11 protein-coding genes are annotated in these 19,568 nt (G+C 44.6%); 9 read left to right on the plus strand and 2 right to left on the minus strand.

Features of this window, described 5'->3' with window-relative positions; genetic code table 11:
* Positions 1–197: hypothetical protein (locus DDR33_RS25770; RefSeq protein ID WP_158280678.1), on the plus strand; the 197-nt coding region annotated here is incomplete at its 5' end.
* Between the two features lie 40 nt (positions 198–237).
* Here DDR33_RS25770 and DDR33_RS08245 read toward each other — a convergent pair.
* Positions 238–555: a DUF3817 domain-containing protein gene (locus tag DDR33_RS08245; protein WP_109415312.1), complete on the minus strand. Its 318-nt coding sequence runs from the start codon at positions 553–555 to the stop codon at positions 238–240.
* A gap of 2 nt (positions 556–557) precedes the next feature.
* Complete coding sequence (locus DDR33_RS08250; protein WP_109415313.1) at positions 558–1,019, minus strand: hypothetical protein; 462 nt, start codon at positions 1,017–1,019, stop codon at positions 558–560.
* Positions 1,020–1,172: 153 nt separating this feature from the next.
* Between DDR33_RS08250 and DDR33_RS08255 the strand changes: the two genes are divergently transcribed.
* The 8 genes from DDR33_RS08255 to DDR33_RS08295 all read left to right on the plus strand — a co-directional run bounded on the left by DDR33_RS08255 (position 1,173) and on the right by DDR33_RS08295 (position 19,403).
* A complete protein-coding gene (locus tag DDR33_RS08255) occupies positions 1,173–1,376 on the plus strand; it encodes a hypothetical protein (RefSeq protein ID WP_109415314.1) in 204 nt (67 codons plus the stop codon).
* Positions 1,377–1,570: 194 nt separating this feature from the next.
* On the plus strand, positions 1,571–5,626 hold the full coding sequence (locus DDR33_RS08260) for a hybrid sensor histidine kinase/response regulator transcription factor (RefSeq protein WP_202913687.1): 4,056 nt from the start codon (positions 1,571–1,573) through the stop codon (positions 5,624–5,626).
* 330 nt (positions 5,627–5,956) lie between these two features.
* Positions 5,957–8,968 (plus strand): SusC/RagA family TonB-linked outer membrane protein, encoded by a 3,012-nt coding sequence (locus tag DDR33_RS08265; protein WP_109415315.1) that lies wholly within the window; start codon positions 5,957–5,959, stop codon positions 8,966–8,968.
* Positions 8,969–8,985: 17 nt separating this feature from the next.
* Positions 8,986–10,632 carry a RagB/SusD family nutrient uptake outer membrane protein gene (locus tag DDR33_RS08270; protein WP_109415530.1) on the plus strand — a complete coding sequence of 549 codons (1,647 nt, stop codon included), beginning with the start codon at positions 8,986–8,988 and terminating at the stop codon, positions 10,630–10,632.
* 60 nt (positions 10,633–10,692) lie between these two features.
* On the plus strand, positions 10,693–11,883 hold the full coding sequence (locus DDR33_RS08275; RefSeq protein ID WP_109415316.1) for a SusE domain-containing protein: 1,191 nt from the start codon (positions 10,693–10,695) through the stop codon (positions 11,881–11,883).
* 101 nt (positions 11,884–11,984) lie between these two features.
* Positions 11,985–13,553 carry a DUF4832 domain-containing protein gene (locus tag DDR33_RS08280; RefSeq protein WP_109415317.1) on the plus strand — a complete coding sequence of 523 codons (1,569 nt, stop codon included), beginning with the start codon at positions 11,985–11,987 and terminating at the stop codon, positions 13,551–13,553.
* Positions 13,554–14,524: 971 nt separating this feature from the next.
* A complete protein-coding gene (locus DDR33_RS08290; RefSeq protein WP_158280679.1) occupies positions 14,525–17,542 on the plus strand; it encodes a SusC/RagA family TonB-linked outer membrane protein in 3,018 nt (1,005 codons plus the stop codon).
* Positions 17,543–17,588: 46 nt separating this feature from the next.
* Entirely contained in the window at positions 17,589–19,403 is a 1,815-nt protein-coding gene (locus tag DDR33_RS08295) for a RagB/SusD family nutrient uptake outer membrane protein (RefSeq protein WP_158280680.1), read from the plus strand.
* The last annotated feature ends 165 nt before the right edge of the window (positions 19,404–19,568 follow it).

A 19,568-nucleotide genomic window follows, 5' to 3' on the forward strand; every position in this document is an offset into this window, starting at 1 on the left:
CGAATGATCTCCGCCAACAGGGAGGAGATGGGGCGGCATGGCCGGTGGTGCACAAAGGCAAGGATCTCCTGGAGAAGATGGGGAGGCTTCACGGGAAAAAGAAGAAGCCCGAAAAGCAGAGGCAGGAGGCCTCTTCCGGTCCGCCGGGGGGTGAAGGGAGCGGGCTGACAGGGAAGAGGATGAAGCTCAATCTGTAAAACATTTTGATCCGGCATCCCTTCAACCCGTATCCAAGCATCAGGAATTTTGCTCAGCGATACCCTTCAGTATCTTTTTGTCGATATAGAAAGTTCCGAACGGAATAAAAGAAGCGATAATCACTTTTAGGGTGATTTGCCAGAAATTCCATTTTTGCTCAACACCCACCTGGAGCGCATTGAATACGAACAGTATAAACAAAGCTCCGTGCACGGGGCCGATAGCTTTTACCCATTCATCGTAATCGAAAACGTATTTAAGCGGAACAGCAATAAACACCAGAATCAACAATGACATGCCTTCTAAAAAGGCACAAAGGCGTAAACGCCCGATCGAAGTAGTGAAGTATTCTCTCATAATCAAAAAGTTCTTAAATAGGGTCTGGCAGACAATGGCGAGAACGGCCAGGGTATCGCAAGCAATATAATGATCAACGCAATGGAAAACCAAATAAGCATTGTTCTGAATTTGTCTTTGTCCGTTGATCTTCGCTTTGCCAAAGCAGATCCGATGGTTAATACCACAATTGCAGAAAGCATTAAAGCTGCATGTATTGCTGAGTAAAATGTGATATCGAATGATGATGCTGCTCCGGTATTCTTCCAGAAATATTTTACGACCGGGCTCTGGGTGTAAAGTATCATTCCGATCATTAATTGTATATGGGCAGTGGTAGCTGTCCAGTGTCTAAGGGCATTATCTTTTCTGGAGAAAGGCCTGCCGTCGGTTAACCCCTTAAAAGCTGCGATAACCGCAACGACGAGCGTGATCAAAACCAGCCATCGGGCAATCGAGTGAAGAGTAAGAAGCTGATAATACATCTCAAATTAAATCATGCATTTATATCTTTCAGCAGTAATTTTCATACTGCATTGTCACCAAAGATATTCAAAACATACTATTCAGTATGTTTGATTTAAGTCAAATTTGATTTTATCAGGGATTCCTTTTACATTAGAGCAAACTTCCTCACAATGAATAATCTGACCGAAAATTTAAGCCCCTTGACCGAAGATCATTTAGAAGATCAATTACAGGCAGCAAGCTCTGGAAAAAGGTTTCTGAATTTATTGATCGACTATACCGCGTTTATAATCTTTTTATTCTTGATCTGCGGCATCTGGGCTGCTGTAAGTCCGGATACTTTTCCGGCAGATGAAAGCCCGGGTTCGGCATAGAATATCTCTGCCGGGGAAAGTCGATAGGAATTTATCCCACGTGGAACAGAACCAACCTGTTTGCTTTTCACGTAGTTATCGCGCAAGCTAATCGCAGGTCGTCCCGTTAGCAACATAAACACTGATTTTTTTTTCTCATTGCCCTGCTTTGTGTATTTTGGGGGTCCGGCAACACACGCCTCAGTACGCAACCAATGAGATTTATACTTTTTGTTTTACTTTTCATTTCATACGCAGGACTATGTCCGGCCATCAATATACCGGACTACCGCTTTCACAAAATGCCGGAGACCTCTTATTATGGCGGGATCCATAGTATTACCAAAGATAGTATAGGCAGAATATGGTTCAGCGGGTATGATGCCCTGTTTATGTACAATGGAAATTCATTTATCCAGATGAACGACCTTGTTACAAGCCATTCTCCGGGAGTATACTGGGCGTACGGGCAGGTCATTACTGATAAATCCAAAAGATTATATGTTGCGACCAATCAGGGATTGATGCGTTTCAATTACCAGACCCAAAAATTTCAGCGCGTCTTAACGGGGAACATAGCAATGGTTATTCCGGGAGAGGATGGCCTGATCTGGCTGGTTCGTGATGGTAAAGTTGAATCATTTCATCCCGGCCAGCTTCCAGATGTAACCCATTACCCCCCTTTAACCAATATATCTGCACTGGTTTCCACGAGGAAACACGTATATATTGCAGCGGGCCGGAAAGTATACAGGATCCATTCAAAAACGGGAAAATACACCCTTTTTTCTGATCTTGGAGACAACCCGTATGTCATAAAAGACGTTCTTGAGCATAAGGGCTCGGTTTACATTCTTACTCAAATGAACGGACTGCTTGAGTGCAGCAGCGAAGGGAAAATTGTCAGGCATTTCAATCTTTCTTCTTTCTACGGAAAAACCGCCAACGCGAAAAGCCTTTATCTCGACTCCTCCAATATCATTTGGGTTGCTACTCAATCCGGTCTTTTCCTGCTGGATCCTCTCACAAAAGAAACCCGTTTGCTTCGCTCTAATCTTCATTATGCATACTCACTACCTAATAATTCGGTATGGTCTGTTTACCCGGACCCCGACGGAGGGGTATGGATTGGCACGTATGGCGGAAAACTGGCTTACCTGACTTTCTTCGACAATGATGTCAACTATTTCAAGCCGACACTGGGCGGACTGAACCATCCTATCGTCAGTTGCTTCGAAGAAGATGCTCAGGGCAATTTATGGATTGGCACGGAGGGAGGGGGGTTAAATTACTGGAACCGGAAGAATGATCATTTCTCCTATTACACGCAGGAAAACAAAACCGGCATTACGTCTAATATGATCAAAAACCTGCATTATGATAAAGAAACTAACATTCTCCATGTTTCCACATTCAATGGGGGCATAGAGCAGTTTGATAGCAGGCAGCAGCGTTTTATCGATCTGCACCTCTCTCACCCTGCAAACTCCCAGCTGCTCAGCGTTTATGATTTCGCCATGGAAGGTGATTCAGGTATCTGGATGACTAATCCGGATGCTGAACTGATCTATAAAGATAAGAAAAAAGGTACGGCAGAGGTAGTTTCCTTCTTTGATCCAAAGGGTAACCGGGTTAGAATGCGCATTGAAACTTTGTTCCGCGATAAAGGAGAGAAGCTCTGGCTAATGACGCACACCGGTCTGTATGTGGTGGATGTCCGCAGCAGGCGGATCGTCAAACATTATTACATGCCCAACGTGCCGTATTCAGTAAACAGCCTCTGTTCTTACTATATCACCTCCGGCTCTGATATCTGGCTGGGAACCCGGGGCGGCGGCGTCAACAGATTGGGTAAAGATGGAAGTTATGTCAATTTTGGCGAAAAAGAAGGTTTGCTCGGGAAGACCGTTTTCGGCATACTGGAAGATTCGGGATCAAAGGACGTGTGGTTCAGCACGAACGACGGACTGTATTACTATGAACATGCTAAAAAGAAGATAAAGAAATTTCCGATCGATGTTTCCAGCCTTTGCGGAACATTCTATGTCCGTTCCTGCTTTAAAACATCAAAAGGGGAAATGCTGTTTGGCGGAACCAATGGGTTTATCCTGTTTAGTCCCGGCAAGATCAGGCAAAACAATCAGAAGCCTAAGGTCTTTTTTACCGACCTGCTGATCAATAATAAAAAGATCGTTCCGGGTAATGGGGATTCTCCGTTAACACAGGATATTTCTACTTTATCTTACCCGGCAGGAAACAACCACAATAAAATCGTACTGTCTCACAGGCAGGCTAATATTGAGATCCGTGTTTCTGCCAATAGCTATCTGCAAGCTGATAAAAATCAGTATGCTTACAGAATGCTGGGGCTATCGGATAAATGGTATACGTTGCCGAAAGGCCAGAAATCCGTACAATTCTTCAATTTGCCAGCGGGGAAATACATATTCGAAATAAAGGCAGCCAATAATGATGGCTTGTGGGGTGACTACATTTCTACGTTGTATTTTGAAATACAACCCTCCCCGTTTTTCTCCGTTTGGGCCTACATCATTTACTCCATTTTAATTTTGTGTATTGTGTACTTCATCTGGAGATATTTTACCAATAAAAAAATATTCAGGCACCAGCTGGAAATGGAGCAGATTAAGGAACAGAATATGAAGAAGCTGACCCAGGCACGGATTAACTTCTTTACCAACATATCGCATGACCTGAAGACCCCTCTTACCCTGGTTATTGATCCGTTGAAACAACTCAAGGAACTTTTGCCGGAGAAGAATTCGTCTAACGCCAATGCATACGTAAATCTCATTGAGAAGAACGTCAACCGCATTCAGCGAATGATCAGCCAGTTACTTCAGTTCAGGGAGATAGAAAGTCAGAAGATCACTATCAACGAACAACTCGGCGACCTGATCCAGTACCTGGGAGATATTTTCTCTTTATTCGAACTTTATGCAAACAAGAAAGGAATTGAAACGAGTATAAATTCCGACATGGAGAGCTTTTACACAAAGTTCGATCATGATGTTATCGAAAAGATCTTCACCAACCTGTTTTCCAATGCTATTAAATATACCACGGAAAATGGCTTTGCCGGAGTAAAGATCAGCAGGTCTGCACAGGAGGAACTTCTGCAGCTTGGACTACCCGCAAAGGCTGAAAATGAATATATCTCAGTGGCGATCACGAATACAGGTACGGAGATTCCTGAGGATAAAAAGGAGGCAATATTCGAGTCTTTTAACCGCCTCTCTGCGGACAAACCGGATTTTGAAAAGAGTACCGGGCTGGGACTGGCCATTGTCAGGGAACTGGTTAGTCATCTGGAAGGTAAGGTCACCCTCCATTCCGGTGATTCGAAAGTTACGTTCACGGTAGTTTTACCATTTCCCGTAAATGTCGCAAAAACCGAAAATAACGTAGCATCGTACGATTATACTATTTCTGAAATTGACAATATCCTCGCGGAATCGAAGGAAATGAATCTGCTGGACAAAAGAAGACGTAAAGCGAACAGCATCGTGGTGATTGAGGATGACCCCAGCCTTCGGGCCTATATGGAGCAGCGGCTATCTGAGCACTATAATATCTATACAGCCTCTAATGGAAATGAAGGTATCGCTAAAACGGAGAAAATATTCCCCCAGGTGGTCATTACCGACTTAATGATGCCGGAAGCTGACGGCTTTGATGTTTGCCGGCGACTGCGCTCAAATATTAAAACGAGCCATATTCCGATAGTTGTGCTATCAGCAATGGGTAAGGAAACAGAAAATAAGATCAAGGCGCTGGAGAGCGGGGCGAATGTTTTTATCGACAAGCCTTTTAATATGGATTTTCTGCTCAAACAGGTGGACAACCTCATCAAAACCCAGAACGAGCTAAAAGAGTCATACAGCAAGAAATATATTGCGGAGCCTTCCAAAATTACTATTTCTTCTACTGACGAGGATCTGCTGAAAAGGGCGATGGAACACGTTGAGAAAAACATCAGCAATATTAACTACGATGTTGAATCGTTCGTGTCTGATATGGGCATTGGGCGCACCCTTTTATACCAAAAGATAAACGATATACTCGGCATGTCGATAAAAGAATTCATCATCGATGTACGACTGAAACGCGGGGCCCAGCTCCTCCAGGAATCAGAACTTACTGTATCCGAAATCTCCTACGAGACCGGGTTTAATAATCCAAAATACTTCAGTATCTGCTTTAAAAAACAATTTGGTTTAACTCCTACTGAGTTTAGGAAAAAGTCTTAAAAAAGGCGTCTCCACGCCACAAACAGGCCATTTGTACAAAATAGAACCATTTCCGTACAAACGGATACCACTGTGCAGCTCCATGCTCTCCTACTTTTGTACAGGCCAAAGCGATATCAACACTTTGGCCTGCCAATAATAAAGCTATAAAACAAACACATCTCTTTTAACTAAATGAATGTATGATGAAAAAGAAATCTAACTATCAGATCAGAATGCCTATTGAAAGAAAGCGGCCAGATTAAAAGCAATGATCTTCGCCATTCTCAAATGGAACGAAGGATCAAAGTGTTCTTGGTTTAACATTAACCGTACGTAAATCTAAATTACATGATAAAAGAAATACACATAAAGCTGAAAGGCTTCTTCATGGCTATTGTCTTGCTCCTTCTGTCGGCAAGTCAGATCTATCCGCAACAGGATATTAAAATCAAAGGAAAAGTGACCGATGAAAAAGGGGAAGCCCTGATTGGAGTGACGGTTCGGGTAAAAGGGAAAACAACGGGAACGGCAACGGACCCGGCAGGCAATTACACCATACAAGCTTCTCCGTCTTCCACACTGGTCTTTTCATATGTAGGCTTTAACGCCCGGGAAGTGAAAGTAAATCCTTCCGGAGTGATGAACATCACCATGACAGGTGATAAAGTACTCGAGGAAGTGGTCGTCATCGGGTATGGTACTGCGAAAAAGAAGGACCTGACGGGAGGCCTGGCAGTAGTTGGCAAAGAGCAACTTAGCATGGCGTCCACCCCTAACTTAATGGACCGTTTGGTCGGACAGGTTGCGGGATTCACCATTACCACTTCCAATGCCGCTCCCGGAACAGACCAGAGTCTCCTGATCCGCGGAGAAAATTCATTGTCGGCCACCAATGCTCCTCTGATTATTTTAGACGGAATTCCATACAGCGGGTCACTGAACGATCTGGACCCGAACATTATTGATAACCTCAGCGTGCTGAAAGATGCTTCGGCTGTGGCAATCTACGGATCGCGCGGCTCGAACGGGGTCATCCTTATACAGACCAAACGAGGAATGAAGGGAAAACCGCAGGTCTCTTACAAAGGCCAGTTTGGAGTAGCTGAGCCCATGCAGCGGATCCAGGTGATGGGACCGAATGAATATATACGTTTACAACAGGACATAGGCCGGTTGAAAGAAGGGCTTTCCGGCGATCAGCTCGACCCTATTGCGGGAAACATCATCAGTGTCAGTGAACGTGAAAATTATGCAAAGGGAATTACACATGACTGGCAGGATTATATCTTCCGCAGAGCACTTACCCTGGATCATCAGGCAACTATCGCCGGAGGAACGGAGGCAACCAAATACCTTGCCGCTGTTTCTTCCCTCAGCCAGGAAGGCGTGGTTTATAACTCCAAACTATCCCGTACAATTATCTCAGCCAATATCGACCAGACATTCAGCAAATGGCTGACTACCGGGATCGGGACCCAATTCTCGCAGAGAGAAGACGGCGGGATCACTCCGAATATCGAGCACGCCATCAAACAGAGCCCGTATGGGAAGTATAAGGACGAATTTGGCAAATATGTTCCGGAACCGATGGAATACTCTCTGATAGCTAACCCGATGCGAAATGTCGATGCAGTTCAGGACAGGACGAACCGGAACTTCTTCCTCAGCGCCTATGCGAATATCCAACTGCCTGTAAAAGGTCTTTCTTTCAGATCTAATTACGGTTATAACTACCGGAGTAATTTTACTGGCACCTATTATGGACGCAATACATTTGATGGTAAAATAGTGAGCGGGAAAGCCAGTATTAACAATGGACATTACAATGATTACAACTGGGAGAACATATTGAAGTATGACCGGGAGATTGGCAACCACCGCATCGACGCAACCGGCTTGTTCAGTATGCAGCAAACTAAAGAAATCAGCGCTTCTCAGGGGGGAGAAGGCTTCGTAACAGATGATACTGAGTATCATATGATACATGGAGCAGCCCGGGTTTTAACCCCAAGTTCAAATTTGACCGAAACAGCGATGTTATCTTATATGCTCCGGGTCAACTATGCTTATAAGGGGAAATATATGGCTACCATAACCGGCCGTACAGACGGAGCATCCGTCTTTGGCAAAAATAACAAATATGCTTTTTTCCCTTCGGCGGCTCTTGCATGGCACATTGGGGAAGAGGGTTTTATAAAGAACAACCTGGGCTGGGTGAACATGCTTAAATTGAGAGCTTCCTACGGAGCTAACGGGAACCAGGCCATCACCTCATACAGGACACTAGACCGTCTTTATTCGACCATTAAATATATATGGGGAGATGGCGGTACTGCTGTCAATACAGCCTACCTGCCAGGTGACGGCGTGGGCAATCCAAACCTGAAATGGGAAACTACCTATACGACTAACGTTGCTCTGGACTTTTCATTGTTCAGGAATCGTTTGAGCGGAAGCGTAGATGCTTACCTTTCTAATACAAAGGATTTGCTGATGATACGTACCGTACCGGTGATGAATGGCTACAACCGGATTTGGGATAACATAGGCCAAACCCGTAACAAAGGTATTGAAGTTGCTTTAAATACGGTGAACATGGATAAGCGGGATCTGCGCTGGACCTCCAGTGTTAATTTTTTCCTGAACCGTGATAAGATCGTTGATCTCAGGGGTGACAAAATAGATGACATTAATAACAACTGGTTTATAGGTAAACCACTGAGGGTGTTTTATGATTATTATATGGTAGGCATCTGGAAACAAGGAGACGAATTCCAATATACAGACGCCGATGGCAACAAAAGGGATATTCAAACAGGCGCGGTTCCGGGATCGGCAAAGGTAGAAGATGTAGACGGCAATGGCTATATTAATGAAAAAGACCGGAAAGTTATCGGGTCCAGAAGGCCAAGTTTCACTGCATCCATAGGCAACAGGCTTACCTACAAAAATTTCTATTTTTCATGTCTCGTAAACGGAGTATTTGGCACCTGGAGCGAGGATAACCTGGCCAATATAGGTTCGTGGACATTCGGAATTACCAATTACGTGCATGGTGCAAACTATTGGACTCCGGAAAATCAGAATGCTGATATCGTTTCTCCCGGCTATAATAACAATCTGGGGCACGGCTATTACAAACAGGTTTCGTATGTACAGGTTAAGAATATTACGCTTGGTCACAGGTTTGGTCAAAAAACCGCTGGCAAAGTTGGCTTCAGCGCCATCGACCTGAACCTGAGCGTCAACAACCTGCACACTTTTTCTAACACAAGACAGGTTCTCAACTACGACAACGGCTGGATGGCCTCTTATCCAACTGCCCGTTCCTACATGCTGGGACTAAACTTAACTTTCTAAATCAATACGATATGAAAATGAAGAAATTACTACAAACCGGCCTGGGGATTATACTCCTGATCTCTGTCAGCGGGTGTGAAAGTTTCCTGGAAGAAGATCTGAAATCAGCACTGGCACCAACAAACACTTTTACCAGCACCTATGGCTTCGAGGTAGGTACTGCAGGTCTTTACGCCCTTACACGTTCAGAATATAATACCTTTGGTGAGGGAGGGGCATATATTCATAATGGGGCCTGCCCTTACGAAGCGCTACAGGCTGCAACCGATATTGCAGACGTCATAAACAGCGACGCGTCACTGCTCCCGTTTGCAAATCTGACCCTGAACTCGCAGGAAAGATTTGTAGGCTCTTACTGGAACTGGGCGTATAGCCTGATTGCTTCGGCAAATGAAATACTGGTTTTCTCTGAGCAAAATACGAATTGGGATAACCCGGCAGATAAGCAGCGCTTTCAGGCGGAGGCGCGGTTCTTCCGTGCTTACGCATATCGTACACTGGTTTATCTCTTTGGAGATGTTCCTTATGTAGAAACAATATTATATGATTTCCAGCTCAATTTCACCCGCACTCCGAAAGCCGAGGTAGTGGGTCATATTGTGGACGACCTGAAATTTGCATCTGAATATCTTCCCGCCAATCCGGACCAGGTTCAGGATGGGAAGCTGACCAGATGGGCGGCCTATCATTTATTAAGTGAGATGTACCTGATGCAGAAAGAATATGCGCCGGCAGAACAAGCGGCACTGGCCGTTATTAACAGCGGGTATTACGGGCTGATGAAAACACGGTTTGGCGTAAACAAGGACAAGCCGGGCGATGTATTCAGCGATATGTTCCTGGAGAATAATCAAAACAGGAAGAGTGGCAACAGGGAGAGTATATTTGTTCTGCAGTTTCAATTCAATACAGTCGGAGGGGGTACAAATTCTGACGACTGGACCCGCAGGGCATGGAATCCCAAATACCAGGATATATCCGGTTTTGTTCTGGCTGATACACTGGGAGGCCGCGGTCTGGCTCAATTAACACCGATGAAATGGTGGGTTGGCACAAACGGCACCAACGCCTCCGGGAACGTAGCAGGTATCTTCGGCGCCACCGATATCCGTAACTCCAACTATAATATCAAACGAAACTGGTATTACAACAACTCAGGTGACCCGTCTTTATATGGAAAGAAGGCTAATATAACAGAGCAGACCTGGTTTTCAACCAAGACCCTGTTCCCGGCAATAACCAAATTCTTTTATGGGCGCCCGGAGAACCTGAGTCTTACCGGAAGTTATAAAGACCGCATGAAATTCCGTCTGGCAGAAACCTACCTGCTGCTGGCAGAGGCTTACCTGGGGCAGAATAATCCGGCCAGGGCAGCAGACGCAGTAAATGAAGTCAGAAACAGATCCGGAGCAGCAGCCATAACTGCCGGTCAAATGTCTATGGACTTCCTGCTCGACGAGCGGATCCGAGAACTGGTAGGCGAAGAAAGCCGTCGTTTCACCCTGATACGTACCGGAAAACTGGTGGACCGGGTGAAAACATACAATACAGCTATAAAAGACAAAATTCAGGATTATCATACGTTGTGGCCTATTCCGCAAGCTATAATAGATGCCAATCGTGATGCAGAATTTCCTCAGAATCCGGGCTACAGCAATAAATAGAAATATTCCACATTTAATTGCCGGAAGAGGGGAATAACGACTTAACAAAGAAACAACGTTATGAAAAAAATTAAATTTCTATATAAAATATTTCCATTGTTGTTCTCTGTGGTTTTACTGACCGCGTGTGAACAGGACGTCATGGACATTAAAAAGGTACAGGAACGGCTGGAACTGAAGGCATCAGCCGAAAGCATTACCCTGAGTGAAGAACATCTTACCGACGACATTGTGACATTCACATGGACGGAGGCGAGGCAGGTTTCCGATGATCACCTGGTTTCTTATACGACTAAGCTGGATATCGTAGGGAATAATTTCGGATCCTCTACAGCTATTATGAACTATGAGGATGAGGGAGTTCTGAGCAGAAGTTTCACATCTGAACAATTGCAGAACTGGGCAAATGAAAAGTGGGGCGTTCCTGTTAACAAACCCTTTACACTGGAATTCCGGGTTGTAGCTCAATGGGAAGGGGGAGCCACCTTTGAAGCGCCAGAAGTACGCACCGTACGGGTTAACGTGCAGCCTATCAAAACGGTGGTCTTTGATGCGGACAAAGTGTTCCTGGATGGCACTGCCGTTCCGGGTATGAGCCCTGTTGAGATGAGCAAAACAGTTGAAAATCCTAACCAATATGCATCCCTGGTTAACCTGGAGGCCGGTGACTTGCAAATCCCTGTTGAATTTCAGGGTGCAACCAATTATATCTTTGCAGCGGATGGCAATCAACAGTTGCAGGACGGAGCAACAGGCATAAAAATGCGGGAAACTGCTTTCGCCTGGAAGATAGAAACGCCTGGACAATACCGGATCGTTGTCAATATGCAAAAAGCAACAGTTGCCATCTATTCGCCTGAAACAGATCTTAAGCCTGCTGTTGTGGAATGGCCTCTTTCGGGAGTGACACAAACTACTACGGTGAACAACCTCTGGGAGTATGGAGAACCGACAGGCTGGGCCTGGCGGACAGGCAACTGGAAACAGAGTCTGGCCGATCCGCAGGTATTCATCTATTCCGGGCCGGCACTTAGTGGAAGAACCAAATTTGGAGTACAGCCCAACAACCAAACTTATGTATACACCGGTAACAACACCGCTACCAATACTCCTGTTACGCTGGGAACGGTTTATAACCTGTTCAGCGGTTACACGACCAATGAGCGTAACGCATACTTCAGTATTCCGGCGGGGACTAACTTCATCATCCTCGATATAAGAAATATGACAATGGTAGCAAGCAAAAAATAACCAGTATGTGTCAGGAAGTATTGCTGCATTCAAATGAATGATGACCTCAGGGGATAAGAGAGATACAGCAATATTTCTGATGCGCATTAAACGTTAACGAAATGAGAAAATTGAATTATAAAACAATGATCATACCCACACTGATGGCATTTCTATGCCTTCAATTATTTGCCTGTTCCTCAAAAGATAATACTGGTGAAGCAGAGAAACCAAAAGAAGGAACCTTAGTAAAGCCCAAATACAACAGGAATTCGGTAATCCGAAATCCTTTAAACGGCTGGGTGATGTATGCCGCGCGCGATGCCAATGAATCATACTGGGACAAGGAGATCTATGTGGCAGACTTAGGCAAAAGAGTAAAGGTCATTGATTATGCTTCGGCCTGCTATCTTCGTACCAGCTGGTCATCTCTAAATCCCAGCGATGGTGTATATACCTGGAGAGATCCTAATACACAGATTGGCAGATTAATTAAAGGAGCAAAGGACAGGGGCTTGCCAATAGGTCTTCGTATAGTAGTGGACGGACGGGATCAGGGCATGAATACACCTAAGTTTGTATTTGACGCCGGGGCTAAATCTTACCTTGAGAACAGCAATTATCCGACCCGGATAACTCCTATACCACAAGATCCTGTTTTTCAGCAATACTATGCCAAATTTATCGAAGAGCTGGCGAAGGATTTCAATGATCCCGCACGCACTTCATTTATCGACGCATATGGTTTGGGCAAATGGGGTGAAGCTCACAATGTAGTATATGAGGATCCAAATACTTCTACGGGCCAAAATACCGAAAGGCTTAAAGAAGAGGTTTTTGACTGGATTACGGATCTATATTCCCGGACCTTTACCAAAGTACCTCTGGTGATCAATTACCATCGGGTGATCGGAGATCCGGTAAGCTGGGGTTCTGCAAATCCAAACAGCGACAGGCTGCTGGTTAAAGCTATTAATAAAGGATATAGCCTGAGACAGGATGCCTTTGGAATGAACGGCTATTATGGAAGTTGGGAAAAGCAATTTGCGAATAACTGGATTTTTAAGCGCCCTATCATTATGGAAGGAGGCTGGATCATCAGTTCCCATAGTTATTGGACAGATCCAAGCGGTAAATACAGGCAGGGACATCCTGAAGACGTACGTCAGGGAGAGTTTGATGCGTCGGCGGAAGCCCATGTGAATATGATGGACTTTCGTGCGGGATCAGAGACAGTCTCCTGGTTCGAAAATAGTTTTACTTTGGTTCAGCGCTTTATTTCTGAGGGGGGGTACCGCCTATACCCAGACCGGATCTACTTACCGGAAAAAATTAAAAGCGGAGCCGAAACAACCCTAAGCCATCGCTGGAGAAATATGGGCTGGGGATACTTCCCTAACAACATCCCTCAATGGAATTATAGGTATAAAGTTGCCTTCGCACTTCTTGACGCGCAGAATAATGTGAAGAAGGTTTTTGTAGATAAAGATAGCGAGCCTTCCACCTGGCTGAAGGACACTCCTGTATCTTACGATTTCAAAACTACAGTAGATCTACCTGCGGGGGCTTATTCATGGGCTGTAGCGATTGTAGATACATCGAAAGACAACCAGCCGGCTATAAAGCTGGCCGTTAACGGGGATATTACTAATGACGGCTGGGTAAAACTGCTGGATTTACAAGTTCAATAAAGTAAACATTTTCACCCCTTGTAACCGTTGCTGTTTCCAGGATTGGTTACAAGGGGCTTATAGAACGGCTATCCCGAATGGTCGTAAGCAGAAGAAACCATACTTGTCATCTCAATTCTGATTAAAAACTGACCGAATAATTTACCTATCACCCGTATAACCTGCTTCGTACAAAAACAAACCATTTCCGTACAAAAGTGAACCCTTCCGATAGTACGTACATATAGTTTTGTCATAACCCAACGATGGTTTTCGGCGATGAAGCTATTTTATTACTTCCCTTGACTGTAAGTACCAGATAATGAAAAGAAGTTTAACCATAAAATCCACTTGCCTATAGAAAAGACCGCCAACTTAACAACCGTTTATCTTCATTATTCAATATAGTAATGACGGTAGAAAATGAATACTTCTAAAAACTCAACCAACATTAAACTAAATTATATGACAAAGCAATACTCCTCAAGCTGAAGTTTATTACTGTTTACTGCTCCACTTCCGCTGGCAGCTACACTCCGTTTTCCCTAAAAATGCTATAAAAGTAACAGAGAATACTGAAGGCCTATACTCTCCGGCTGATGACACAATGTAGCCACGGGCAAAGATGAGTAGTAGTTCCGAGACAGAGATCGATTCATTCAGCCATACAATTATAGTATAAACAAACCAAGATATGCCGGAAACATAACGGGCATAAAGCAGGCGATATTTCAGCCCTGTTGAATAAGCCGTGCCGTTTTGACTTATCTGAAGCAATCCCGGCTTCTATAATAAGTTAACGTGAAATATTAACCAATTACACAATGAGACATAAAACTTCCCTAGTGAAAATTATGAAAATATCTTTTTTACAGATAATCACATTCTGGGTCATTTCAGGGAGCTGTTTAGCAACAGAAAGCAGCGCCAGCCCATTTTTTGATAAAAACACGCGTATTAATGAGCCGCGGTCAGCAATGCCTTTAATTAGCTTGAACGATTTATTGGAAGCACAGGTTTCCGGAAAGATAACCGATGAACGCGGAGAGCCCCTTCCCGGAGTAACTGTTTACATTAAAGGCACAAGCAAGGGCGCAGTCTCTGATGCCGGAGGTAATTACCGGATTGTTGTGCCTGTCGGCAATGAAGTTCTGGTTTTTAAATTCGTAGGATATAAAAACCAGGAAATACCTGTCGAGACCCGAAGGCTGATCAATGTTTCCATGGAACCTGACGCAACAAGCTTAAACGAGGTTGCTGTGGTGGCATTTGGGACGCAAAAAAAAGAAAGCGTAGTTGCTTCCATTTCTACAGTTAACGTACGGGATGTGAAACAAGCTGCCCCCCGTTCTTTGACCAATGCACTTGCAGGAAAGGTCTCCGGACTAATTTCTGTTCAGCGAAGCGGTGAGCCGGGATACGACGATGCACAGTTCTGGATCAGGGGCATCAGCACATTCGGCGCAGGAGCAAATCCCCTGGTGCTAGTTGACGGAGTGGAACGTCCTATTGCAAACATTGAGCCGGAAGAGATCGAAACCTTCTCGGTATTGAAAGATGCAGCCGCTACTTCTGTGTATGGTGTAAGAGGCGCCAACGGGGTTATCCTCGTGACAACCAGAAGAGGTTTGCGGCAGAAGCCCGGCATCAGTTTTAAAATGGAAAGCGGAACGAACAGACCCACCCGGTTACAGGAGTACGTGGATGGTCCTACCTGGCTGAATTTATACAATGAAGCACAATTGGCCACGAATCCTAACTTTGTTTCGCCCTACACACCTGAAATAATAGCAAAATATGGAAGCGGCGAAGACCCTTATCTTTATCCAAATGTTGACTGGCTTGATCTCATGATGAAAGATCACGCTTCGAATCAAAGAGCCAACCTGAACATAACCGGGGGCAGCGAGATGGCTAAGTATTTCGTTTCCGCAGGGTATTATCAGGAAGATGGCATATGGAAGGGGGATAACCTGAACACATATAATACCAATGCAAAAGTAAAACGTTATAATTTCCGTGCTAATATCGATGTGAATCTGAACAAAGACACCGAACTTAGCCTCGGCTTAGGAGGAATTCTGGTTACATCTAATTATCCGGGCACCGGTAACGGGGATATCTGGTCGGCTATTCAAAATAATACGCCAATCGGCTATTCGCCAACATATCCTGATCCAGCAAGTCCCGGAAAAATCTTATACGGAGGCATCACCAGTTTGATCAATCCATATGCTCAATTGACGGGTACTGGCTTCAAAACTCAATGGCGTAATAACATACAGTCTGACCTTACCTTAAAACATGACCTTTCCAGGTTTGTGAAAGGCTTGAACATACAGGGAAAATTCGCTTTCGATGGCTATAATTATCATGATATTAATCAAACCAGAACCTACCTGACCAACAGCGGCGAGGTGGATAAGTATTTTGCTACGGGACGGGATGAAAACGGAGACCTGATATTAAGCAGACTGGTGACAGGTAAAGCAGATCTCGGTTTTGGAAAGACCTCTGGCGGTAACAGGCGCATTTATATCCAGGCAAACATTGATTACAACAGAAGTTTTGGGAAACATAGTGTAAAAGGCTTATTGCTCTACAACCAGCAGGACTACCAGAACGCCGATGCTACTGACGCCATTAGCTCATTGCCATTCCGGCTTCAGGGCTTGGTTTCCCGGCTGTCTTACGGCTACGACAACCGTTACTTTATAGAAGTAAGCGCCGGCTATAACGGTTCAGAAAATTTTGCAAAAGGACACCGATATGGCTTTTTTCCGGCAACAGCTATAGGATGGATACTCTCTGAGGAGTCGTTCTTCAAAAACACTATCAAAGGCATTGAGTACCTGAAGTTGAGAGGGTCATGGGGAATCAAAGGAAACGATCAGATCGGAGGCCGGAGATTTGCCTACCTGACAACAGTAGCCGGGGGAAATGGAGGCTATACATTCGGTATTGATGCAAATAATGGTTTTACCGGCCGTGGGGAAGATCAATGGGGGGCAAATCTGACATGGGAAAAAGAAAGAGAAACCGATTTGGGCATAGAAATGAGATTTTTGAGAGGCTTCAACCTGCAGGCTGACGTGTTCAAACGCCACCGGGAGGGTATATTCCTGCAACGCGCTTCGTTACCTACTATGCTGGGCTTACAAAACAACCCATACGGAAACCTTGGGGAGTTTGAAAATAAAGGGTTCGAAACTACTCTCGAGTACAGGGCAAGAATGGGAAATCTTGATATCTCCTTCAGAGGCAATTATACATTCGCCAAGAATAAATTGTTGAATACTGATCAGCCGGACTATACGTACACGTACCAAAACCGCGTTGGGAAAAGATATAATCAACCCTTCGGCCTGGTCGCTTTAGGCTTGTTTAATGATCAGGCCGAGATTGATAATTCACCGGTTCAACAATTCGGAGCGGTACGACCGGGAGACATCAAATACCTGGATTACAACAATGATGGTGTGGTCAATTCGTTCGATGCTATAGCAATAGGCAATCCTGCAGTACCTCAGGCGATCTATGGCTTTGGAAGCACCATCGCGTATAAGGGCTTTGATGTCTCTGTATTCTTTCAGGGCAACGGAGCCGCCAGCTTTACGCTTGGCGGTTCGGGATGGTATCCCTTTGCGCAAGGGGGCCTGATCGGCAATGTGAATATCAACACTTTGGACAGGTGGACACCTGAAGATCCCAGACAAGATGCCCTTTTTCCAAGGCTTTCATTTGGCACCAACTCCAATAATTTTCAGAGTTCCACATGGTGGCAACGCGACGGCAGCTACTTAAGACTGAAAACTGCTGAAATAGGTTATACTATTCCTAAATCTCTGACAAAAAAGCTAAAAATCAACACTCTCAGAGTTTATGCGAACGGGTTGAACCTGCACACCTGGAGCAAATTCGATTTCTGGGATCCTGAACTGGGTAGTGCCAACGGAGGAGCTTACCCTATCCAGAAGACATTCAATTTTGGGATCAACCTGAATTTATAATAAGCTGCGCTTAAACGAACTAAATGTAAGCTAAATGAGAAAAATCATGACAAATAAAACTTCAAAATATATCCTTCTGCTCATATGCAGCATGAGTCTGCTGTCCTGTGAAAAATTCCTGGATAAACAACCTAATGATATGCTGAATCTTGATCAGGTATTCTCTATCAGACTGGAAACTGAAAGATACCTTGCCAATGTTTACAGCTACATCCCTGATCCGCTGGTGTGCAATGGTGTTAACTATACTCCTCTCTCAGATGAAGCGGATTGGGTATTTAACTGGCCTCACCAACAGATTAATACCGGCAATTGGTCACCCGTCAATACCCCTTACGATATTTGGTCCAAATACTATAAAGGTATAAGAGCTGCAAGCACTTTTATTAACAGGGTGAGCGAATGCAAGGAATGTGATGAGCTCAATCCTGGTATTACTGTACAATACCGGGAAGAAGCACGGGTACTCAGGGCATTTTATTATTTCCTGTTAATCCGGCAATATGGCCCCGTAACCATCTTGCCGGATGTGCCTTTAGCTATTGACGCACCATTGTCTGAAATGCAGTTACCCAGAAACTCGTATGACGAATGCGTTGATTTCATTGTTTCGGAACTTGACAAGGCGCAGCAGGTATTGCCAGACAAACAGTCAAATACAAGGGAATACGGCCGGACTTCAGCAGGAATGGCAAGAGCATTAAAAGCAAGGGTTTTACTATATGCCGCCAGTCCCCTATGGAATGGAAATACGGACTATGCTGATTTCAAAAATAAAGACGGGAAGCAACTCGTTAACCAGGTATATGATCAAAACAAGTGGCGTAAAGCAGCGGAAGCGGCTAAGAGCGTTATAGACAAAATGCCTGAAGGGCTTTATAAGAAGAACGGCACTGACGGAAAGTTTGATCCATTTCTTTCTTACCAATATGTGTTCCTGGACAGGTGGAACACAGAGGTTATCTGGGCACGGCCAATGACGGGGGATGCCGTTCGTTGGGAACGATGTTCAGCTCCGCGGCAAATTAACGGCTATATCGGACTTGGTCCCAGTCAGCAATTAGTGGACGAGTATGAAATGGAAAACGGGATGAGTCCGTTTACGGCTGCGAGCACGACTGCTAACCCCGTAATCAATCCGGCTTCCGGCTATACAGAGACAGGATTTTCGACTACTGCGACCAAGTTCACGAAAGCAGGCATTCATAACATGTATGTTGGCCGTGAACCGCGCTTTTATGCGACAGTTGGATTTAACGGCATGGACTGGGTTTATAAAGGAGCAGATGGTAAAACCATTATTCGTGTTGAGTTATTTTCTACGGGTAAAGACGGCTATAACGGATCCAACGACCATTCCACAACGGGCTACACTACGGTTAAATATGTGCACCCCGAAAGCGATGTGAGAAACGGAAGGCATGTATTGAAATCATGGATATTTTTCAGGCTGGCAGAATTTTACCTGAACTACGCAGAAGCCCTTAACGAATATGATCCGCAAAACCCCGATATCTATAAATATATTAATTTGATTCGTGAGCGGGGGGGAATACCTTCACTTCCGGAAGGTCTTAATCAGGATCAGATACGTGAACGTATCAGACATGAACGCAGAATAGAACTTGCTTTGGAGGAACATCGTTTCTGGGATGTAAAACGGTGGAAGATTGCCGAACAAACTGATGCTGCACCGATATATGGGATGAACGTAACTACAGGCACCAGTTTCAGCGATCAGAATTTCTACAAACGAAAGATTACTGAGTCACGCACATTTCAGAAGAAACATTTTCTTTGGCCTGTGCCACAATATGAGATAGAAAGGAACACGGAACTGGTGCAGAACCCGGAATGGTAAGCATAAATACGTTTCATGTGAAAAGGGTTACCTGCTACGCCCTTTAATGGTGTAGCAGGTATTTTAGGTGAAATTGACCAGTTGTTTATGTGCCGACTGTACAAAATAGAACCATTTTTGTACGAACTAATACCATTATACGAACGTCCCCGGCCTACTTTTGCA

Source organism: Pararcticibacter amylolyticus (assembly GCF_003130405.1).
Classification (GTDB): domain Bacteria; phylum Bacteroidota; class Bacteroidia; order Sphingobacteriales; family Sphingobacteriaceae; genus Arcticibacter; species Arcticibacter amylolyticus.